This is a genomic window from Klebsiella sp. 10, assembly GCF_018223925.1.
In the GTDB taxonomy this organism is placed as follows: Bacteria; Pseudomonadota; Gammaproteobacteria; order Enterobacterales; family Enterobacteriaceae; genus Klebsiella; species Klebsiella pneumoniae.
Window position 1 is genome coordinate 85,691 of the sequence record NZ_JAGRRB010000007.1, and the last position, 21,280, is coordinate 106,970.

Sequence of the window (21,280 nt, forward strand, 5' to 3'; positions counted from 1 at the left end):
GAGATAAGTCCTAAAGATAAAGTGATATAAAAACAAACATCAGACAAATGATATTTTGACCTTTTTCGCTTAACATATAAACATGACAACAGGGTGTCAGAAAAAGATAAACATCGTTGTATTACAGTGAGTTAGAAGAAGGAGAACGTGTTATCTGGCTGTTATTTAAAGCCTCCCGAATGCTAAATAAAAATAACAACAAGAGGCTTCATGAGAAACATAAATTTAACCTCACCATGCCCAAAACCTTGCACATGATGAGGGTTTACTTATTCTGAAGAGAGAAAGTTGTCGAGATATGGAACGACTCGGTTAACCGACGTCTGGAAAACCCCATTTTCAATCCAGTACAGGGTATCTTCGCCAGGACGTAAATTAAACGCCGTGATGTAAGAATCGGCAGCCAGACGGTTCTCACCTTTCATCTCATAGACTTTGCCTAACAGCACATAATTTAGCCATGACATCTCTAAATCAATCGCACTATTAATTGCGGTATTTGCTTCGTCGACTTTGCCCTTCCCCAATGAATCCACCGCTTTTATTTGATAATAAATCGCCATGTCTTTTATACCCGGCATCGCCCCTACCCGCTCGACTTCACTGTAGAGGGCGGCCAGCTGTTTATCGTCCAGCGGCTGTTGCGAATGGCGCAATACATCCACCAGCGTTTTTTCGGCATAGGCGTAAATAAAATCCGGCGCCCGCTTAATCACATCATCCAGCAGGCTACTGGCCTTACTTAATGAATCGACGTCGCCCTTCATTAACAGCTGATGCGACTGGTAGAAATAGGTTAACGCCACGCTTTGCGAGGGCTGATATTGCCTGAGCATCGCCTGCATTCGCGCCGGCCACGGCTGCGCCAGGGCATCCGACAGGCTGTTCATCAGATCGTTCTGGATGGTCAGCTGGTTATCGTTGGTCACAAAGTAGCGCTTATCCAGCATCGTCGAGCTGTCGGCGTTGTCCACCAGCTGGACCGACATAAAGCACTGCTGCGCCCGATAATGGCGCTGATTAACGAACTCAATGGTCAGCGTTTTGCCGGAACTGCTTGGTTCATTGATGTTGTAGTCCGTTTTGTCATGCACCATAAAGGTCGAGAAGGTGTTCAGCGAGGTGGTGATCAGGCTGGCCAGTCCAACGGCGTAGGAGTGCTGCGACGACCAGTTAGCGCAGGAGTTGCCATTCACCAGGTGGATATCGATATCGCGCGGATTGAGCAGCAGACGCGCCTTGTTGACCGGCGGCCGCGATTCCATGCTCGACAGCGCCACCAGCGCCACGCAGGTGCCCAGCGCCAACAGGAACAGCCCCCACACCAGGGCGGTAGTGAGGCGCTTGCGGCCTGACGGCGCGCTGGCCACGGTAGGAGCCGGTGGCGGCGCGGCGGCATCAGGGAGAGGGACAGAGACGTCGGATGGCGCACCGGCGGCCGGCGGCGCAGGAACGGCGGTCGACGGCGAAGGCGTCAGCGCCTCCATCGACGGGGCTAGCTCCTCCCCCTCTTCGGTGCACCAGATCACCGGCACCGTGAGCTTATACCCCCGTTTGGGTACCGTCGCGATGTACTCAAGGCTAACGTCGTCGCCGTCTTTGAGCGACTTGCGCAGTTCAGAAATACTCTGCGTGACGACGTGGCTGGTCACAACGTTCCGGGTCCAGACGTTTTCGATAAGCTCGTCCCGGCTAAGCACTTCCCCCGGATGGCGGGCAAAAAAGACCAGAAGATCGATTAAACGCGGTTCAAGGGTAAGCTGGCGCCCCTTCCTGCTGATTTGGTTTACAGAGGGGGTTACCAGCCATTCACCGACGCGAACAACAGGTTGTAGCATACAAGAAAGCCCCAGACAAAAAGGGAAAGCCGCGATGATAACACATTTGTCCTACCTATTTTTGCCAGGGGTCACTCCCTCAGGCATTAGGCCGGAATTGGCTCTTTATTAACAATAAAAAGCAATAATTCATTAACATCGTGATCATGAAATCTATATATAGCGATAAAAACGCATTTCCGCTGCCGCTATTGCCTAAGGCAATTCCGATAGCAGAAAAAAATAAGCCCGGAGGCTTAACGCGCTCCAGGCTCAATGCGTTGCGCGCCGATACGGCACGCTTTAAAAAAAGGTTATTTATACACTTCCGCTGTGGCTTCAAAGTTAGGGCCATGCTCACGCGCAGCGGTGATCACGTAGTACTTTCCGCCTTTCTCATCGGCCAGCTTGGAGAGCTGATCGTGCAGATCGGAAGGCGAAGAGAATTCGCCACCGGACGGCCCCACCGAGATCGGCCCGACTTTGGTCAGTTTGAAGTGTTTCACTTCTTCTTTGGTAATCAACTGCGCGGCGGAGGCGCCAAATGCAACGGCGGAAAGGGCTAACGCGACTATCACTTTTTTCATCCTGCAATCTCCTTGGAATTAGCCTTCAGTCAGGCCCTTTCAGTATAGACGGCGATTTACTAAGCGTGCTACCGATGCGCTTATTTTTTGGCCGAGGCGTTCAGTAACGCGGCGGTACTCCTTCCGGGCGGGTCTTAAAGCGCCGGTGCAGCCACATGTATTGCTCGGGCGCCATCAGGATGCACTGTTCGATAATCTGATTCATCCAGGCCGCCGTAACCTCGGCGCTCGCCAGCGGCGGCGTGCGCTCCGGCGTCAGGGAGATCAATTCATACCCCATGCCGTTGGGCTTGCGCCGCGGAACAAACGGCACAATCGTCGCCCCGGACATTTTCGCCAGCATCCAGGTACCGGTGGTGGTCGCTGCCTGTTCGACGGCAAACAGCGGGGCGAAGACGCTGCTGGCCGGACCGTAGTCATGATCCGGCGCGTACCAGAGAATTTCCCCCTCTTTTAGCGCCCTGACCATCCCTTTCAGATTTTTTCGATCCAGCATGGTCTTGTTAGAGCGCAAGCGTCCCCAGGTTTGCAGCCAGTCAATCAGCGGGTTATCGTTAGGACGGTAGACGCCAATGCCTGGGGTAAACATGCCGTACATTCGCGCACCCATTTCGAGGGTCAGAAAATGGATACCGATCAGTAAAATGCCCTGCTTTTCTTCCAGAAGCTCCACCACCTCGTTAACGCCGCTGGTCTCGGTCCAGCGCGCTACCCGGTGCGTCGGCCAGAACCAGGCCATGCCGGTCTCCATCAGCCCCATGCCCAGCGATTCAAAGTTTTTCACCAGCAGCGCCTCGCGATCGGCGGCGCTCATCTCGGGAAAGCAGAGTTCGAGATTACGTCTGGCAATCCGCGCGCGGCTTTTCATCACCCGCATTGCCAGCCGCCCAAGCGCCGTTCCCAGACGGTAGATCACCGGATACGGTAATTGCACCAGCAGCCACAAAAAGCCAATTCCCAGCCACAACAGCCAGTAACGCGGGTGCAACAGCGCGCGGGAAAATTTGGGTAAATTTGACATAGTAATCCTGTTAATTCACTCAATAATAGCTGAGCAAAAACCGCGAAATAAAGTAGCGGATCCTGCACGTAGTATTTTTCCAATTCGTGCGGTAATACTCAATCACAAAGCGCGTTATTATAAGCCGATTCCAGGATAAATTCAGCCCTTACGCTGGGGACTACTCTATTATTAGACGCAACGCGTAAAATTTCCTGTTTAATGCATAAATAAATAAACCTAACCTCTACGGCTCGGCCGATTGTTGATAAAATAGCCAGTACATTTGCCTCAGCCTCTCGACCAATACCTCTTTTACTCACGCTTTATTATGGCGATAGCGAACGCAAACAGTCCGTTTCGCCCGGTTTGACACGGCCAGCATGCGGTTATTTGTGACTGGGGCAAAGGTTAAGCATCGACATTGCGGATCCTTTTCCCAGATATGCTACGTTTACAGCGCTCATTCGACGCAAGTGCCTTTGCCGACGTCGCCGCTTTCAGAAGCCATAGTGAGAAGGAACTATGACAATGAATTATCAATTAGTGAAGCAAGTCAGAGAAAATAACCCATTAAGAAAAAGCTTCATTGACCTTGCCGTTAAGACTTTTGACCTGTCTTTTGAAGAGTGGTATCAGCAAGGTTACTGGACCGACGCCTATATCCCCTATGCTTTTGTCGAACGCAATAAAGTTATCGCTAACGCTTCGGCCAACATCATCGACCTGCGCTGGCAGGGCGAGCCCCGGCGTTATATTCAGATTGGCACCGTGATGACCGAACCGGACCACCGTAATAAGGGATTAGCCGGCCAGCTTATCCATCACATCCTGCAGGACTGGCAGCAGGAGGCGGACGCCTTCTTTTTATTCGCCAATCCCACCACGGTGGATTTTTACCCCAAATTTGGCTTCACCCGCAGCGAAGAACATCAATATATTATGCCGGTCTCCCCGCGAGCCGGTGATTTTCGTAAACTGGATATGGACAGCGCTGACGATGTCGCCCTGCTCCGCCATTACTATGAAAAATCCAACCCGTTCTCACCGCTGCGGGTGGAGCATAACTTTGGCCTGCTGATGTTTTACTGCTCAGCCTTTATGAAGCATTTTGTCTATTACTCGGCAAAAAATGAGGCGGTGGTCATCGCCATGCAAAACGGTCCGGTGCTGATCTGCTTTGATCTGTTCTGCGACGTGGGCAAGAGCCTGTCGACGCTGGTCAACGAACTGGCCGATGACCACGTTTACCAGGCCATCCTCGGTTTTACCCCCAGTGAAGACCGGCTCGGCGAGTATGAGAAGATAGAGGGAGAAGATATCCTCTTCGTCTATGACCAGAAGGAAAACCTGTTTAAAGACAGGAAGTTGATGTTTCCTTTACTGGCGCATGCCTGACGGCGCTGTGCCGCCAGGCAGATCAGTTATAAGTCACCACGAAGGTCGCACTGGCGTTCGCTTCGCCCGCAGTCACTGCGGGCTGCGTCTGGATATAGCGGGCCTGATAGGATAAACGATAGTTCGTCTGACTGCCTTTTTTCCCGGACCAGACCTGGCTCACCTGGTTTAGCGGCACCAGCGAGCCGCCGGCACTGAGGATCTGCACGCCAAGTCCGGATGCCCCTTCAGGTTGGTCATCGATTTTAATCACTTCGTTGGCGGCGACAGCGCTGTCCACCGTCGCGTTAAACTGCATAAACACGCTGCCGACATTTTCACAGTTCGTCAGGTTGATGTTAAAAGGAACCGGGGCGGTGGTGCTGTTGAGCCCGGTAAATGCGGTTTTGTTATGCCGTCCGAGGAAGACGTTAATGTTTTTACTGTCGTCAGTAATCTTGCAGGTGGGTGATTTGACCTGAATACAGAGTCCGCTGACGCTGAAGCGCATCGCCTGTACTCCGCCAAGATAAATATCGCCAAGGTAATCATTAAGGCAATATTCGCCCGGCGGCGGTAGACCGCCGTTATCGGCAATCCGCCAGAAATAGATGGTCGGTTTTTTATTTTCCGCCTGAAATGCGCGCTGGCCGGAAAATACCGGCGCGGAAGGCCAGGCCGTGAACAGGGGATCGAAATTAATGCCATCCTGTTCCCCCATCTGAAAGCTGTAGCCGATGCCCGGCAGGCGGTCGATGCTGTAGATATCCCCCGGCTTGCCGTCTCCCGCCGGGCCGACCCGGGAACCGCCAATGCTCTGAAACCCGCCGGGCTCGCTGCCGCTGCAGGCGATCTCCCAGCGTTCGTTATTAGTGATAATCATCCCTCCGTAGCTGTATAGCAGGGAGCCGATGGGGAGATCGCTGACGTCAAGGTTGATACTGGCCTGGCTGACGTTCACTGAATACTCGATAGTTTTGCCACTGACCATCTGGCACGCTGCCGACAGCGAAGCGCAGTACCCGCCGGCCAGCAGAAGAGGTACCCCTGATGCGATGATTTTTTTCATATTACTTCTCCTTTATTCCCGGCCGGCAGACCTGATGCGGCGTGCCGCTGCTAACCTGCTGCACCGCGTCGTCGCGGATGGCATAGGCCAACCGGCAGCGTTGCCCGCTGCGTTCGCCCCATACTACCGAGACGCTGCCGTGGTCCTGCGGCACCCGGGCATACAGCAGCCCGCCCTGACCGACGGCGCCAACCGCCCGACCGTTGTCGTCGAACACCTCCGCGCCCAGCGGGGGCGCCGCGCCATCCGGCAGCGTGACATGGGCAAACCAGGGATAGCCGGTACGCGTGACAAATTTGACCTTCACCGCCGCGCCCGAATCGGGCACCACCGTCGTGCTGCTGGAGACAATCTCCACATGGTCGTTCAGACCCTGCGGATCGAGATCCAGCCAGTTAGCGGTAAAGGGATCGAGGTAAGGGATGATCGTAAAACCCTGGCGGTTAATCGGCTGTCCAAGGCGGTTAGCCACCCGGGCCCCCACCGCGCCGGGCGCTTCCACAATGGCGAAGGTTTCCCCCAGTTCGGGGGTGGTGGTCATGCCGCCCTGATGCGCTACCAGGGCGCCCGATGCCCCCAGCGAGTACTGCTGCTGATGGCGACCGGCGCTGGCGCTGGCGTTCAGGTACGCATAATCCGTCCGCAGGCTACCGTTGGCCGCAACGCTGGCTTCATTTGGGTTCTCCCGCGGCATGTCGTAGCTGGCGGTCAAACCGTAGCTGAAGGCGTTTTTCTCGCCTGCGCTGCCGGTATAGCTGGACTGCAGCTGGCTGCCGTAGTTTTTATCGTGGTTAAAGCGGGTGGTCAGGCTGCCCGCCTGCCCGAACGGCAGCGAAAAGGAGACGCCCACCACCTGATTATTGCGGTGATGGATATCCTGGCTCTGCTGGGCATACAGATAATAATTGAGCTGACCATAGCGGTTGGCATAGCCAAGCTGATATGAGCGCCAGCGGTGGTGGCGGACATCCTCACTCCAGATTCCGTTAAATGACAGACTGCCGCTGCCGGCCTGCTGAGACAACGTCGCGCTGTAGCGGGTCATCTCCCGCCAGTCGTTGGGGTGCCGGTCGTGCTCCCAGGCGGCATCGCGAATGGAGCGATAATTGCCGTCGTTGCTGTGGCTCATCGAGAGCAGCATTCGCGTATCGGATGTAAACGATTTTGATGCGGACACCCGCCAGCGGTAGCCCTCCTGCCAGCCGTGCTCCCTGCCCTTCGCCGCAGAACGGGAAAGATCGACCGCCAGCGCGCCCCAGTAGGTATTGAAGGCGCTGCCGACCAGCGTCGAGTAATAATCTGTCGTCGCGTTAGCGCCGGTATAGCCGCTGATATAGTCATTGAAGCCGTACTGCAGCGTGGCTTCGCCAAATCCCGGCCGCCCGGCGATCCCGTCCTCATCCAGATAGCCCAGCGACAGATCATAATAGACCGCGCCTGCCCGCACCAGGCCAGGCAGCGTGGCGTACGGCACGGTAAAGGTGTCCTGACTGCCATCCGCCTCGTGGATCGTCACCTGTAAATCGCCGCCGGCGTTGGTGGGATAGAGATCGTCGAAGGTGAATTTGCCCGGCGGAACCGTTGCCTCGTACAACAGAGCGCCGTTCTGGGTGACCGTTACGCGGGCGTTGGTGCGCGCCACGCCGCTGACCGACGGCGCAAAACCGCGGCGAGAGCCCGGCAGCATGCGCACATCGGTAGCCAGCCTGCCGCCGATAAAACTGACGCTGTCAAAGAAGGTTCCGTCGGTCCATCCCTGACCCAGCCGTAACGTGGACGCCCAGTTCACTACACTTCTCTCAGCCCAGGTGGCAATGCTATCCCAGTGCGTATTCCCTTCCTGCGCCTGGTAGCTGGACTGGTGATGTAACCGCCAGCCAAAGGCGCGCAGGCTGGCATCCAGCCCGAGATAATGATGGCTGCTGGTGTCCCCGTCGACGATGCTCTGATAGCTATTGGCCTGGTAGCGCAGCACCGCGGCGGGCACGCCGCTATCCACCTTTTTCAGGTTCACCGCCCCCCGATAATGGGGTTGCAGCAGCGACTGGGGCATATTTACCCGCAGGACGTTTTCCCCGCTGTCATACTCCCAGCCGATCGCCTTATCGATCTGCGAAAAACGCAGGCAGGTGGCCGCGGTTGGCCACTGGGCATCCTTCAGCTGCAGAGCGTCGAACAGCGAGGGTGAGATGCAGGGCTCAAGCTGGCCATCGTGTTCCTGGATAACAAACGTTTCTTCCCCCAGGTCCCGGCCATTCACCGAGAGCGTGCTGCGGTACTGTCCGGCGTGTAGTGGATTACCGTATTGATATTTCTGGAGATCAACCTGCGCGGCGCCGTGCAAATGGGCGCGGTTAAAACTAAACGCCTCTGCCGCCCATGCCTCCTGCCAGGGAAGGAGCAGCATCAACCCAACCTTGATCTCCCTGAATTTCATAATAATGTCCTTACTGAGGATAATTATGATTCACTACCGCGCCGTAATCATTGATGGTGGTGAAGCTGAATTTGGCTGGCAGCGTGCGCAGCGCGACCCCTTTAGGCGCGATCTCCAGCGAGGAAAACGGGGCGACCATGCCGGCAGCGTGTTTTTGTCCGTTAAGGGTGATGCTGTCGATGGTGATATAGCGCGCTGAGGCATTGCTCACCCGCAGCCCGTTGCCCGTAGGAGCCAGCGCCCAGCTCAGGGCTTTTTCCGCGGCTATTTTTTCCGCCGCCACGCCTGCCGGACGGTAAAACAGCTTGATACGCGACCGTATCGCGAGCTGCAGGTAATTGTCAGTCTTGCCATTTTTCGGCTCAGGTGGGATATCCAGAAGATTGAACCAGAACAGCGATTCCCGATCCTGCGGCAGGCGGCTGCCGTTAAACACCAGGCGCCAGCTCTGGCCTTTTCCCGGTTCGATGCGCACAATCGGCGGCAGCACAATAAACGGCGCCGCATCCTTTTCCGGTTGATTTTGCACGCGGCCATCGTCGACCCAGACCTGCGTCAGAGAGGGGGTCTCCCCCATATTGGTGGCCCGGACGGCGATCTCTTTTTTGTCGCCGGAAAAAATAATCCGTGTGCCGTCAATAACCATGCTGGCGTCCGCCGAGGGTAAATAGCTGGACAGCAGCAGTGCCAGAACCATACGCCGCATATTCACCTCCTCCTTGCCGGGTGGACAAACGGCCCCTGAGCGGGGCCGTGGACAGGGGTTACGGATAGACCACCGTAAAGTTGACGTAGGTAGCGACTTTTCCAGCCGTAGCGGCGTCGGTCGCATAGTAGCGGGCATAGAAAGGCAGCGAGGCGGAACCATCCTGCTCAGCCACCGCCACCGGGATCACGTCCGGGCGAGCAATGGTGCCGTCTGCAGCGACCGCCGGGGTCTCCGCGAGGTTAATCGGCGTAAACCGAGTGTTCAGCAGCTCCACATCGACGTTTTCTGCTTCCGTGCCGTCAGACAGAGTGTTTTTTAGTCGACCCTCCGTGGAAACGTATTGATCTTTCTCGAAGTACACCGAGACATCAGCCCCTGGGGTGCAGCTCGTCAGATCGATGGTGAAGGGAACCACGCCCGCCGTTTCACCCGCGCTGCTGAGCGCTGAACGCTGGACCGTCGGTAGGGTTACCGTCTTGTCTTTATTCACTACCGTACAAGTATTTTCGATGACTTCACCATTAAAGGTGACTTTGCCATCAGCAGCCTGTGCCGCTACCGGAGAAAGCATCATCATCACCACGAAAGATGCCATTCCTCTGCTGTATTTTTTCATCTTCACTCCTCATCACCACGCTTATGGAGAATCGTTCAGGAAATACCCTGGCGTACTTTATACGTACAATTTATTAATGCTCAGTCCATTGGATTAACCTGTTATCTTTTAACCCCTTCCCTGCACTGACATCCTACTCACTTCATTATTTATTATTCAAATTCGCCACCAGGACCATTTCTACTTTTTATAGAAAAGTCTTAACACCACTTTGAAAAAGAAATAAAACTGACGCACAATAAAAACACAACTCACTGTAAATAAAAGGTAATTTTTATTTTTTATTTTCTAAAAAACATTCGAGAAATGCGATCTAACTATCTCACCCTCATTATTAACCACCTCCTCCCACGTTCTCCCCCCCTGGACTGAAAGCGCAGGGAGTATGTTATTTCAGGTGGGTATTCTCTACAGTAAATTGTCGAATCAGGCAGGACAGCATGCACAGCGTATTTATGCCAGGAGGTCATTATGTTGATCTGCATTGCGGATTCAGAATATTTTAATATTGCCCTGAAAGCGTATATTAATGAACCAAACAGCAAGCCTCTGGATATTAAAGAAATACTCTGTTACCCGTTTAGTGGACAGAGTGAGATGTTCTATTCTTTTTTTGCGACCGATGCCGGAGCCCGGCTAAGCACCATCCTTATTGATTACAGCAGCGTCAGCATCGAAGTACTGCAGGTCGCGCTCAGTTTAAAATCGTTTAATCCCCTGATCCGGATCTTTATTTTTGCCAAATCAGGCTACCCGTTGAGCGAGCTCGAACGCAGCCTCGCCATTGTGCTCGGCGCAGAGTTCATCACCAGTTTTGCCGGGCTCAGCGCTGCCCTTGCCCGCGGTCCGCGCTTGACATCGCCCCCCGCCGACAAGCTCTATATCGCCATACCTGACAGCTATAACCTGACCCGTAAGGAAACTTTTTTAATCAGCCTGCTGATGGGGGGAATGCCGTTGTGTCACGTGGCCAGCACCATGCAGCTCACGATCAAACGGGTCTACTACTACCGTTCACGCGTCCTTAGCAAGCTGGCGGTGAAAAATAACGTGGAACTGATGAACAAAGTTCAGGGGATGGTGTTGCGCCACTACCGACAGGAGACAGGCCATGAAATCGTATCTCTACGCTAAAAATCGCCTCATGTTGATTATTCTGAGCTGGCTAAGCGCAGACGAGGCGTTGCCATCTCGTCATGATTTCCAGCAGACTGAAACCATCCTCAGCACCCTGCATATACCGTATGTGCTGAAGCCCGACCTTGATCAACTGAGAGCTACGCTACAGCAATTACTCGCCACGCCCAGGCCGCAGGCCTGTGAGGTAGGCGCTTTTCTCAGCGCCCTGTTGGCGCTGTATACCCGGTTAACCGAATATACCGCCGTCGAGCACTATCTGCTCTCCCGGCATCTCTGAGTAGTAACCCGCCTGGGCAGGAAGACGCCGCGCGCCTCCTGCCTGTAAGGCATTACCTTAGCTCAGCAGACCGCTCGCCGCGTCGGGAGACGTAATCCCGATAGCCCTCGCCAACGTAAATCTGCCGTGGCCGGTAGATGGTCAGCGGCGCCTGGTGCATCTCGTTCCAGTGCGCCACCCACCCGACCGTCCGACCGACCGCGGTGACCACCGCAAACATCGACGAAGGCAGATTCATCGCTTTAAGGATCACCGCGGTATAGAAATCCACGCTTGGCGACAGGCCATTGTCCACAAAATAGGGGTCGGTCAGCGCCACGTCCTCAAGGGCCATCGCCACCTGCAGCAGGCGGTCAGACATGCCTACCTCCGCCAGCACCCGATGGCTGGTTTCACGCAGGATATCGGCGCGCGGGTCACGGTGACGGTAGCGCGAGTTGCCAAAACCCAGCCGGCGAAATGCCTGCGGATCGCGCTTCGCCTGGCGCAGAAACGCCGGAACCTGATCGACGCTTTCAATCTCCTCCAGCATTCGCATGCTCGATTCATTTGCTCCGCCATGCATCGGCCCCCACAGCGACGCCAGCCCGGCGGCGACGCAGGCGAATAAGTTCGCCCCGGAGGAGCCCGCCGCGCGCACCGTAGTGGTCGAGGCGCACTGCCCGTGATCGGCATGCAGCACCAGGATCTGGTTCATCGCCTGCTCGATGACCGGATTCAGAACATATTTCTCCGCCGGGATAGCAAACAGCATCTGCAGGAAATTTCCGGCATAGGAGAGATCGTTGCGCGGATACGCGGCGGGTTGTTCAATGGTGTACTTGTAGCTCATGGCGGCGATAGTGGGCATTTTCGACAGCAGCCGGGTGGCGGCCAGCGCCCGGTGCTGCGGATTTTCCACATCCAGTACATCATGATAGAACGCCGCCAGCGCCCCCACCAGGGCGCACATCAGCGCCATCGGGTGCGAATCGCGACGAAAGCCGCTGCACATGCGGGCTATCTGCTCGTGGACCAGAGTATGGCGGGTGATGGTCTCGCGAAAGGTTTGATAGCTGGCCTCATCCGGCGCGTCACCGTTCAGCATGATGTAGGCCACTTCGAGAAAATCGCACTGGCGGGCCAGCTGATCTACCGGATAGCCGCGGTGCAGCAGCACGCTGTTTTCCGTATCGATCCACGAGATCGCCGACTGGCATCCGGCGGTATTGGCGAAGCCGGGGTCATAGCTGCAGAATCCGGACTGATTTAGCCCGCGCATGTCGACTCCCACCGGCCCCCGCGTTCCCGGCACCTGCGGCAGGGCGATGGGCGGTTGTTGCCCGGCAAAAGAAAGCGTTAACGGTGTAGTGCTCATCCTGTTAGTCCCCCAGCAAGCTTATCAGCGACCTGAAGTCATTCTTCAGGCGGAAAGACCAACATAACCAATGTGATGCCGCTTATTCATTGATGTCATCACTATAACCCTGACAAAGAGGATATTTTGCTGGCCTTCACGGGGAAACAGGCCGTCTTTCCCCAGCCCACCGCCGGATAGCGGCACAAATCGCCAAGGATAAAGGCGATCATCACTGTCAAAATTTACGGCGAGTAAAGAAAGGATGAAGAGGAGCTACCATGAATTTTGTGCTGTCGATGACCCTTATCTGCATCGCCATCGCCTGGCTGATGATGAGCCTCCTGCCGGTGTAGATGCACCGCTAATCGCCACGCCAGTGGTCTGGATAACCCCTCCTTCAATTGATTTCCGCCGTGGTCTTCGCCTCTGAGGTTTCACAAGAGCCATATAAGAAGTACTGGTTGCATATCAGGCTGTTGCGTTTTCCCGCCGAGGGGTAGGCTAAAGGCCCACTGTTAAGGAGGTGATATGTCTGGACTGATCAATCCACATGCGGCCCCGGAAGAAGCAGCCTATGCGCTGCTGATTGAGCTCGTTCGCGCCCAGCGCGTGCCGCAATATGAAGGCGAAATTTCCGGCCTGCTGGCGATGTACGACGAAGCCGTTAAACACTTTAAAGAGAAAGAGACCGAGCGTTAGGCGTGGACATCGTGGTGCGAGAAAAGTGTGACGCCTGCGGAAGCCGCGCAGGCGTTGGCTGGATAGCGGCTTGGGTCATCAGCTGCCGCGGTAGGTAGAGTATCCGTACTGACTGAGCAGCAGCGGGATATGCAGTTTTTGATTTTGCTTTGTGACATTGAAAATAACCGGAATCACCGGGAAGAACGTATTCATATTTTGGCTTTTAAAATAGTCACCGGTTTTAAACGTCACTTTATACACCCCCGGCTCCATATTCTCCGCCTGCGGATAGAGCGATTTAATCCGCCCATCGGCATCCGTTTTACCGGTGGCGATATGCTGCCAGCTCTCCCCCTGCTGTTTATCCAGCTCAATCTGCACCCCCGGTGAAGGGAGCCCGGTTTGCTGATTAAGAATGTGTACGCTGAGCGTCCCCTCTGGCGCCGCCAGCGCGCTGAAGCTGAGCAGAGAAATTACGGAGGCGATAACTAATTTCATAATCGTGACCTTATTGGGCAAGTGAAAGTGCCCTAACTATAGTCAGCGCGGCGGGGAAAAAAATTAAACTTTTTGTTATCAGATTGCGGTTATTTGGCGGGGAACGGTACAACTGGGTGTACTCTGAAACAGGCCGCAAGCGGCCTCCTGCACAGAGAAGTCGGCTAACAGATATGGTTTGCGAAGCCACTTTTCATCTTGAAAAGTAGATTTTTTCCGGATAGCGGGTAACGAACGTCCGGGACCTACCGCTGATATTTATACCGTTAGACGCTCGTTGTCAGAAGAGGGATTGATTGTATATAGACTTTGGATAAATGTTTGGCCAGGATGGGAGCATAGCTTGTCACTGATGCACTCAATTTTACAAGGAATAACCCGATGCCATTACCCGAACGTCTGCAACCAGCCAAAGTAAACCGCCAGAAACTGAAACAGCTAGCGGACATGGCCGAAGAGATACTGGCGCAAATTGATAACGGGGCTAAGGAAGAGGATGCCGGGTTGAAAATGTTGATAAATGACTGGAATAGCCAGGTTATTAACCCGTATGCATTCTCTGATTTCCGGGATTTCTCTTCATGGACCAGTGCAAAAGACTTCACCCGGATGGCGTTTAATCAAGAAAAATACGTGGCGGATTTATCCTGGGATGAGCTGATTCAGATCATCCAGTTTGTGTGTCAGGCCGAAGGTAAGGAATCTGAACAAAGCTACGCGCTGGGACTGCTTGAGAAAAACTTTGATGCCAATCCATCCGACCTCATCTACTGGCCTAATGAATGGTTTCAGGATAAAGACATGCTTCATGTCGATTTAACGCCTGAAGAAATCGCCGGATACCTGATGGCAAAATCTGGCCGGCGGCTAAGCGATGCGCCGCAAATCGAGCTGAAGTATCCTATCCCTTCAAATATTTAAGGTGTATTATCCTGCCCGCAAAATGTGAGTACGGGCCCTGCTCCAGTGAGGAGTCTACCAGGTATATAGCCTGCGGATATTCAACGTAATGCGCGACTATTATGAATAATTCAGAGTAACGAACCATGCATAATTTGCGTTATGTCCGACGCCCTTCAGAAGCCAGCGATAGTGTAAGTATCACTGCAAAAAGCAGGGCGAGGCTAAACGTTGTCTTGCAATAGGTAGACCAGGCGATCAACTACTGATGAATCCGTTTAACGCTCCGCCAGGCGCCAACTCAATGAATGCCAAGTCATCGACAGCATGCACATCTTTGCTGATGAGTTACCACTTAATAACCCCCTGAGTGCTATCCAGGATTGATAGCGGAAATTAGAGGATAAAAGTACATAGCTGCAAAGGTGTTCGAGTTAGTCGGTTACGTCGTGCCCATGAACCTATTTTCGGGTAATCTGGATGTTGCTATTACCGCGGATGCGGAAAGTATTTCTCCATTTTCACGAACTCTGGTTCAACCCATTTAGGCCCCTTCACTACTTGACCATTCTCACCAGTCATCAAAATTCCGGCCTGATATAATCGGTCAAACGACTCGATTAATTCCGCATTTGTGATGTGCTCTGTTCGCCCCCTGATGATTAATGGGTCTAATCTGTACAAAGGAATCTTGTACGCAAGCGCGGTTAGCAGGTCATCAATAGACTCATCACGAAGCATTGCCTTAAATCTTTCAAGTTCAATATCTGACATATGAAATCAGGCTCCTGTTCTTTCAATATAACGAACGAGTATTCATATATTACCCAAGCCTTAATATTTTTGAGGAGGGCTCCTGACAGCAACTGTATCCTACCACAGCCGCCATGCTTAGCGCTCGCTGATTATCGGTCTGAAAACATGATGCGGGTAATGAAGTGCCCCTGCTGTTACGTGTCGTTGGCTGACAATAATGCATTCCAGCTCACGCGCATCAAACGGTGATAAAGGCCACCGCCATCAGACAGCTTATAGGGTTTGTCCTTAGTTTTAGATATATCGACCTGGCGGGCTGCGAGCTTCACCTGGGGTATCTCCTTTCATTGAACAGGAATCTCCCTCCACATGAATGTGGATTTCAATGAATCATAGAAGACATTGAGGTAATGGAATATTTGAAAATGCCGCGTATATACTGGGTTGAGTAGACTTCAGAGGACGCTAAGAGAAGTGAGTATGGCACGCCCTACAGGATTCGAACCTGTGACCTACGGCTTAGAAGAAAGTAGAGCGTTAAATAACTCACTGTAATCACACATGTTTACCGCGTTCGCATCCGGTTTTGTGTCGTTTCGTGTCGTTTGAATACATCCCTGTCTTTATCGTGCATTCCTGTCACGCCACATCTACGACACAGCAGCCTCGAGCTGACAGCAACTAAACAACCGCATTGTCCTGGCGCACATCGCAGATAGTAAACGTCACGACTCCGGCGACAGTAACATCATCCAGTGCTTCCCCCTCGATACTTTCCCTTTCCGAAGTGACAAGCGACCTCCCCATGATTTTTGCAAACTGCAGTTTGCCAATAATGTAAAAATTAACTTTTCTTTCAGTGTATTAAGTAACACTCAGATCCCACAACATCAATCCACATTGACAAAATACAAAAATATGCTCATAACAATAGCGTACCGTGATGAGAGTAGTCTGGTTTATTATATATAGTTAACACTTAAGGAATGACATGGAAAATCATATAATTATTTACCCAGAAATGTATCTGGATCATAATAAAAAATCAGTGCAACTCACCGCTAACCTATCACCACGAACCTTAATGATTTCGGCTTTGTATTGGGATAAAATTTTAACGCCTAACAATAACTTTTATTATGCGGCATACGAGGTTGTGGAGGAATTTAGAGAGTTAAACAAAGCCGGATTTATTTTAATGGACATCCTTGAAATAAATGGTGGTGGGTATGTTAGTGATATAATTTATAAAGAAAACAAAAAATATGTATTTGAAAAGCTAAACAGCAAAAAATCTAACACCACAATAAATGATGCGTATGGATTGTTTTCCAATGACAAAGAAAATACCTTACCAGATCACGGCGAAATAGTTAACTTAATAAATGCAATACCAGAGCCATCAGTATCAACAAATATACATGACATACTTGAGTTCAGGCTTAAGCGTGGCGATGAATTAAAAAACCTCATGATAAAGCTTAATGAGTTTGAATTGAGAATAATGAAGGCAGAAAACAAAGAAATGGAATTCAAAATGATCGTTAATGAACTAGATAGAGCTTGTTATGATATAATAAAGCTATACAAAGAAAGCAAAATAAAATTTAATTTATCAAATGTAAAGTTTAATTTCTCAATTAAGGAAGTAATGAAATTTGCAGGCTCAGCATATGGAGGAGCTATTGCAATAGGACTTGGGGAAACTACCGCATTACTAACAGCCATGGCTGCCGGAGCAGCGGCTACATTAGAGATAAATGCTGACATATCTTACAAGAAAATAGATAAAACCTGTCCTTTTAATTACATAGGAATGATGAGCAAGAAGCTATCATGATCATTTAATTAAAACCATTAATTCAAGGTGGGCTACTATCATTAAGTACACCTTGAGTGTTTAGCTCAATTATTTTAAATAAATGAGATCAGTAACTCCATTTTTAATTTTTTAACTTAACACTTTCATCTAAATTTATATGTAATCTTTAATGAATATAAAACAGATAAAACGACCGACGCCAGCGCACCTAACCCCCAGCCATAAAAATACGTAACAGCAACTGCCACAAGCATCATATAAAGCTGAGCTCCTGATGCCCGACGTTTGACCACTTGAACTCTCATTTAGATCACCTGCGAAAAGGCCATCCCTGGCCGTTATCCTGTCCCGTTTTTACGAGGACATACTGGCTTCAATAGCTGCCAGGCGTTTTTCAATATCCTGCTGTTTTGCGATGGTTGCCCTGCTGATCCAGAAGAGCAGTTCCTCCTTACGGAATGCGTAGACGCTTCCGGCCTCCCGCGCTTCCTGGATAACATTGCTTCCCGCCGCTCTGATGAGGGTGCGCGTTTCCGGTACCGCCTCAACAACCACGTTACCTTCTTCGTCCAGTTCAGCTGGGGTGCCGGGGTTTACCTCCCACTCGTCATCCCACGTCTCAATAATCGCATCCTGTGCATCCCACTCGTCATAGCAGAACGCGGAATATTCCCGCCAGTCAAGACCGTACTTATCCATCACGGCAATCGCCGCCTGAACAGTCGGCCCGGAGTGCAGGCGGGCGCCATCTCCTTCCACCATGTATTTTTCAGCCACTGCCAGACGCCGGGGAGCTGTCCGATTTCATAATAGGCGTCGGTTTCCGCCGGCGTGTCTGCCCGTGGGCGGGTTTTATGCGTCTCGTCTGACGTCCCGATAACGCTATTCGATGCAAAAACCTGCGACCAGCGGCCGGATGGGGTGCCAAGCGAATAGGTGCCGTCAGCATTCGGGTAGGTATTCCCGTTTACTGACAGGTTTCCGCCGGTTTCCAGGCTCATTACCGTCGTAGACGTGGCAACAATCCTTTGCGTGTAGGCGGTTCCACCATTGACGTAGAACTCCAGCGCTTTAGCTCCGGATGCGCCACCATAGCCAATAGCTGAAGAGTATGTAGACCTGTGGGCGTTTGCTACTGACACTCCGTTGACAGTCACTGACGTCGCGGTAACAGCATTGAAGTTGCGGTCATTATAGAACGTGTACGGCGGAATTTGCGCCTGGTCGATGGTCAGAGTGTCACCCACCGCACCGATGGTTCCCTGTACCAGATATCGCGGAGATAATGTACCGTCACTGTTCATCAAGCGCTTAATCAACCGAACCTGACCGGTAACACCTGTTGATGAACCACCGGTGATATACAGCGGTATACCAACAGCTACGTACGGCAGATATGCAGCAGGCACTGTGATGATAGTCGTCGCATTGCTGTTGACAGTTGTCACTGTTGCGCTGAATGCAACTTTGAAAGCAGCTTCAAGCGTGCAGCCACCTGTCACCATTTTCCGATCCAGCGTATATCCAGGGGTCAGCGTCGGGGAGATGACGTAACCGCTTTGCGTACGCCGCACATGCGACCACGGCCCGATAATATCACCTGGTGAAAAAATCCCACCACCGATAGAAAATCCCGCCCCTACTATATTGGTAGCTGTGCTGAGAACGCTGGTTGCAGCTGATTCAGGAACGTAATTTCCGCAACCATTAGGGAATACAGGTATACCACCCGTGTAAGCTTCTATTGCTTTAACAACGATCGGCGTGCTTCCATCAGATGGAACGTCAAAATAAATACCGCAGTTCCGCTGATAGCTAAACAGACCATCCCAGGCTGTAAGCCGTTTGTTTGTTATTTTTAACAACTTATACCCGTTATTAAAATCAACCCACAATTCAGCCTGTGCTTTGTAAAGAGCCGTATCTGTATTAACTGAGCTTTCCTGCCCTGCCGCTGTTATCCATGCGTAAACTCTTTGGGGGTCAAAGTTGCCGCTCAGGTCTTTAATCCAGATCCCTATCTCTGATTTTATAGACGGGTTGGCCCACAGGGCCATTGCTGGACCAGCATTTATCGCAAACCCATACGGGTTAAACATTTCCTTTGCATAAGGCCGATCACGCCAGGAATCCCAGTCAGTGCCCACACCTACATACCAGTTATAAGGCCCAAATTTATTATCATAACCCCCGTGATGAAATGCACCCCAGTCGCGTACCGGACTATTGAATGACAGTCCCGACAGGCCGTTTGGCGTATCGTAATGATAGAAACCGTCCGGGTATATCGAGTTACCACCATCATCCGTTGTCGGGAAACAGCCGCCTTCAAACCGAAGCATACAGTAGTTTCTGGCGTCATCTTTATAGGTACTTAAACAATCAAGATGTAGGCTAAACAGTCGGCTTGCCTTGCCGTTAAAGCCCCAGCGCGAAACAGTGTAGAAGTTGTAAGTCCATTCGGTGTAAACACCGCTGAATACATGGTTTTGTGCAGTCCCATATACTGTTCCAAGACGCCCGTTGTAGTCTTTTGCTGCTGCGGGACCCCAATAACCCCCGGAAACGTGCATAGCAGTTCCGGTACATACCGCTATGTATTCCGGGATAGTTCCATCAACGTTTCCGGACTGCCACCATGCCCTGCGGTTGATGATTTCGCAGTTGGTTAAGGTGGTCCAGTCACAAGCGTTGCGGTAAACCCCGCGTCTCCCTGACTCATACTTACAGTTGTCTTCTTTGACACGGTTAAAATTTCCGGCTCGTGTGGGGACGCCCGATGAGTTCACCATGAAGTCAGTTATGTATTTATAATCTAACTCATTATTATCAAACGCATGACCCTGCTGATTGAAGTAAGTCGCCTCAATCTGACTGGGCATTGCAACACGATCCCAGTTAAAATCTTTAACGCACAGCCCTGAAACGATTTCGCCTTCGGGGTTGAGAGTCATGTTGCCTACGCCACCCGTACATGCGCTGGCTGTTTTCGTTATATCATGGTCGCCGATTAGAATGATATCCTGCAGCTTAAAATCCTGCAGGCTGAGCGACCCCCAATATAAATTTGAATTTACGGCATCCCATTTCTCTTTTATTTCGTTATAGCCATGACTAAAGCCATCAATCCTTACTCCAGTTGCAGAGAATTTAGTTGATGGCCCGGCACAAAGAATTAACCTTACGCTATTTCCGTTTACACAAACACCAGATGCTTTCTTGAAATACGTCTTCCCGAAACGCGTCCTTAAAGATGGGAAATTTATTTTAAGCCTTCTTCCTCCCGTATAACTTGCTTCATTATTGGATGTATACACTGCCGGAGGAAGCAGAGAAATTATGCCGTTATAGACCTCCGCTGCACATACATAATTATCAGTTGAATCATCCTTACACTGTGCATAAGTATAGGGTTTTAATCCGTTAGCCAGCACATTGATAACCCCGCTGGAGATATCTAACGAATATTCAACACCGTTTTTATTGTATATTTTTGCAGTTGAAGGAATGTGCTTACCTGCGTTACCGGTGATGGTCACCCCTGTCGCCAGCCAGGTACCCGCCCCCCCATCATTCACACCGTAAAAACCGCGAACATAAATCGCTGAGGCATCCTCTTCACTGAGCATCAGTGCGGCTGCAGAAGGAAGCCATTTACCGAGCTGATACTGTACCTGCTGGCGTATATCATTATCGCCGATCGGGACCAGCTTATCCTTGTCATTGGCCCAGGATTCCGCGCTGGTTCCTGTGGTCGTGAAGCCAACAGGAGTGGAAGCAGCAAGACGATATGCCACGCCATTATAGACTGTTACCTGACTACGATTAAAGAATGTCACTGGGCCATCTATGTAATCATTGAGCCACGAATATCCGGAAGAAGTTAGCAGATCGATAAATTCATCTTTCTGGTCCTCCATCTGGTCATCCCATGCATTTTTCTGTTCAAGCATGGCTGTAGTGAACATTTGCGCCTGCTGATGGAGCTGGTAGTCAAATGCGATTTCCTGCGCAGAAATCATGGCCTGAAATGTCTCGGACCGGTACGATTGGTCGGAGTTAAACTTATTATTTCTCCCGGTATTAGTCAGGCGCTTTACACCAAGGCGATCAGTGTAATATTCGCCAGAACCGGTTACTTCCTCATCAAGCTTCGCGCCTGCAAATACCGCATTGCGGATATCGGTACTAGGTACCGGAACCTGTGTCGGTGTCGGGAGTGGAACTTCTGCCATTGTGCATGTCGCCCTATGTA

Annotated in this window: 20 protein-coding genes and 1 pseudogene; 6 read left to right on the forward strand and 15 right to left on the reverse strand. The window is 51.7% G+C overall.

What is annotated here, in order from left to right; translation table 11 throughout:
* Window positions 1–269 precede the first annotated feature (269 nt).
* The 3 genes from cadC to KHQ26_RS08560 form a co-directional block, all read right to left on the reverse strand.
* Window positions 270–1,838: a lysine decarboxylation/transport transcriptional activator CadC gene (gene cadC, locus KHQ26_RS08550; RefSeq protein WP_004147422.1), complete on the reverse strand. Its 1,569-nt coding sequence runs from the start codon at window positions 1,836–1,838 to the stop codon at window positions 270–272.
* A 293-nt stretch (window positions 1,839–2,131) separates the two neighbouring features.
* The gene (locus tag KHQ26_RS08555; protein WP_002892402.1) at window positions 2,132–2,404 is read right to left on the reverse strand and encodes a DUF1471 domain-containing protein; all 273 of its coding nucleotides are present in this window, start codon (window positions 2,402–2,404) and stop codon (window positions 2,132–2,134) included.
* Window positions 2,405–2,504: 100 nt separating this feature from the next.
* Entirely contained in the window at window positions 2,505–3,425 is a 921-nt protein-coding gene (locus KHQ26_RS08560) for a Kdo(2)-lipid IV(A) acyltransferase (RefSeq protein WP_002892400.1), read from the reverse strand.
* 510 nt (window positions 3,426–3,935) lie between these two features.
* Between KHQ26_RS08560 and KHQ26_RS08565 the strand changes: the two genes are divergently transcribed.
* Window positions 3,936–4,802 carry a GNAT family N-acetyltransferase gene (locus KHQ26_RS08565; protein WP_004211259.1) on the forward strand — a complete coding sequence of 289 codons (867 nt, stop codon included), beginning with the start codon at window positions 3,936–3,938 and terminating at the stop codon, window positions 4,800–4,802.
* A gap of 22 nt (window positions 4,803–4,824) precedes the next feature.
* Here the strand turns inward: KHQ26_RS08565 and KHQ26_RS08570 are convergent, their stop codons facing one another.
* Genes KHQ26_RS08570 through KHQ26_RS08585 form a run of 4 tightly spaced genes read right to left on the reverse strand, consistent with a single transcriptional unit; the run spans window position 4,825 to window position 9,612 of the window.
* Complete coding sequence (locus tag KHQ26_RS08570; protein ID WP_004147417.1) at window positions 4,825–5,850, reverse strand: fimbrial protein; 1,026 nt, start codon at window positions 5,848–5,850, stop codon at window positions 4,825–4,827.
* Window position 5,851: 1 nt separating this feature from the next.
* Window positions 5,852–8,287 carry a fimbria/pilus outer membrane usher protein gene (locus KHQ26_RS08575; RefSeq protein WP_020804402.1) on the reverse strand — a complete coding sequence of 812 codons (2,436 nt, stop codon included), beginning with the start codon at window positions 8,285–8,287 and terminating at the stop codon, window positions 5,852–5,854.
* Between the two features lie 10 nt (window positions 8,288–8,297).
* A complete protein-coding gene (locus KHQ26_RS08580; RefSeq protein ID WP_012068380.1) occupies window positions 8,298–8,993 on the reverse strand; it encodes a molecular chaperone in 696 nt (231 codons plus the stop codon).
* A 58-nt stretch (window positions 8,994–9,051) separates the two neighbouring features.
* The gene (locus KHQ26_RS08585) at window positions 9,052–9,612 is read right to left on the reverse strand and encodes a fimbrial protein (RefSeq protein ID WP_004151792.1); all 561 of its coding nucleotides are present in this window, start codon (window positions 9,610–9,612) and stop codon (window positions 9,052–9,054) included.
* 471 nt (window positions 9,613–10,083) lie between these two features.
* Between KHQ26_RS08585 and KHQ26_RS08590 the strand changes: the two genes are divergently transcribed.
* Both KHQ26_RS08590 and KHQ26_RS08595 read left to right on the forward strand, forming a co-directional pair.
* Window positions 10,084–10,746, forward strand: coding sequence for a LuxR C-terminal-related transcriptional regulator (locus tag KHQ26_RS08590; RefSeq protein WP_020804404.1), 663 nt, complete (start codon window positions 10,084–10,086; stop codon window positions 10,744–10,746).
* Entirely contained in the window at window positions 10,724–11,029 is a 306-nt protein-coding gene (locus tag KHQ26_RS08595; protein WP_002892375.1) for a hypothetical protein, read from the forward strand. Before KHQ26_RS08590 ends, KHQ26_RS08595 begins: the two co-directional genes overlap by 23 nt.
* 52 nt (window positions 11,030–11,081) lie before the next feature.
* Here KHQ26_RS08595 and KHQ26_RS08600 read toward each other — a convergent pair whose 3' ends face one another.
* Window positions 11,082–12,386, reverse strand: coding sequence for a citrate synthase (locus tag KHQ26_RS08600; protein WP_004147414.1), 1,305 nt, complete (start codon window positions 12,384–12,386; stop codon window positions 11,082–11,084).
* Between the two features lie 45 nt (window positions 12,387–12,431).
* Window positions 12,432–12,572 carry a hypothetical protein gene (locus KHQ26_RS08605; RefSeq protein WP_020804400.1) on the reverse strand — a complete coding sequence of 47 codons (141 nt, stop codon included), beginning with the start codon at window positions 12,570–12,572 and terminating at the stop codon, window positions 12,432–12,434.
* Between the two features lie 324 nt (window positions 12,573–12,896).
* Between KHQ26_RS08605 and KHQ26_RS08610 the strand changes: the two genes are divergently transcribed.
* A complete protein-coding gene (locus tag KHQ26_RS08610) occupies window positions 12,897–13,067 on the forward strand; it encodes a hypothetical protein (protein WP_002892370.1) in 171 nt (56 codons plus the stop codon).
* Between the two features lie 78 nt (window positions 13,068–13,145).
* Here KHQ26_RS08610 and uraH read toward each other — a convergent pair whose 3' ends face one another.
* Window positions 13,146–13,547, reverse strand: a complete 402-nt coding sequence (gene uraH / locus KHQ26_RS08615) for a hydroxyisourate hydrolase (protein WP_002892366.1) — start codon at window positions 13,545–13,547, stop codon at window positions 13,146–13,148.
* 381 nt (window positions 13,548–13,928) lie between these two features.
* Here uraH and KHQ26_RS08620 point away from each other — a divergent pair, with 381 nt between their 5' ends.
* Complete coding sequence (locus tag KHQ26_RS08620) at window positions 13,929–14,468, forward strand: hypothetical protein (RefSeq protein WP_004183237.1); 540 nt, start codon at window positions 13,929–13,931, stop codon at window positions 14,466–14,468.
* Between the two features lie 468 nt (window positions 14,469–14,936).
* Here the strand turns inward: KHQ26_RS08620 and KHQ26_RS08625 are convergent, their stop codons facing one another.
* A complete protein-coding gene (locus tag KHQ26_RS08625) occupies window positions 14,937–15,221 on the reverse strand; it encodes a hypothetical protein (RefSeq protein WP_004183235.1) in 285 nt (94 codons plus the stop codon).
* A gap of 230 nt (window positions 15,222–15,451) precedes the next feature.
* A pseudogene (locus KHQ26_RS26015) lies at window positions 15,452–15,532 on the reverse strand (DUF4102 domain-containing protein); the annotation flags it as partial.
* A 662-nt stretch (window positions 15,533–16,194) separates the two neighbouring features.
* Here KHQ26_RS26015 and KHQ26_RS08630 point away from each other — a divergent pair.
* Complete coding sequence (locus KHQ26_RS08630; RefSeq protein ID WP_087847085.1) at window positions 16,195–17,043, forward strand: DUF6236 family protein; 849 nt, start codon at window positions 16,195–16,197, stop codon at window positions 17,041–17,043.
* A 125-nt stretch (window positions 17,044–17,168) separates the two neighbouring features.
* Here KHQ26_RS08630 and KHQ26_RS08635 read toward each other — a convergent pair whose 3' ends face one another.
* From KHQ26_RS08635 to KHQ26_RS08645, 3 genes are read right to left on the reverse strand one after another with little or no spacing between them, the layout of a single operon-like run.
* Window positions 17,169–17,330 (reverse strand): hypothetical protein, encoded by a 162-nt coding sequence (locus tag KHQ26_RS08635; RefSeq protein ID WP_153908601.1) that lies wholly within the window; start codon window positions 17,328–17,330, stop codon window positions 17,169–17,171.
* Between the two features lie 49 nt (window positions 17,331–17,379).
* Entirely contained in the window at window positions 17,380–17,802 is a 423-nt protein-coding gene (locus tag KHQ26_RS08640) for a hypothetical protein (protein ID WP_211777874.1), read from the reverse strand.
* Entirely contained in the window at window positions 17,724–21,260 is a 3,537-nt protein-coding gene (locus tag KHQ26_RS08645) for a hypothetical protein (protein ID WP_211777875.1), read from the reverse strand. The genes KHQ26_RS08640 and KHQ26_RS08645 overlap by 79 nt, the downstream gene beginning before the upstream one ends.
* Window positions 21,261–21,280 lie beyond the last annotated feature (20 nt).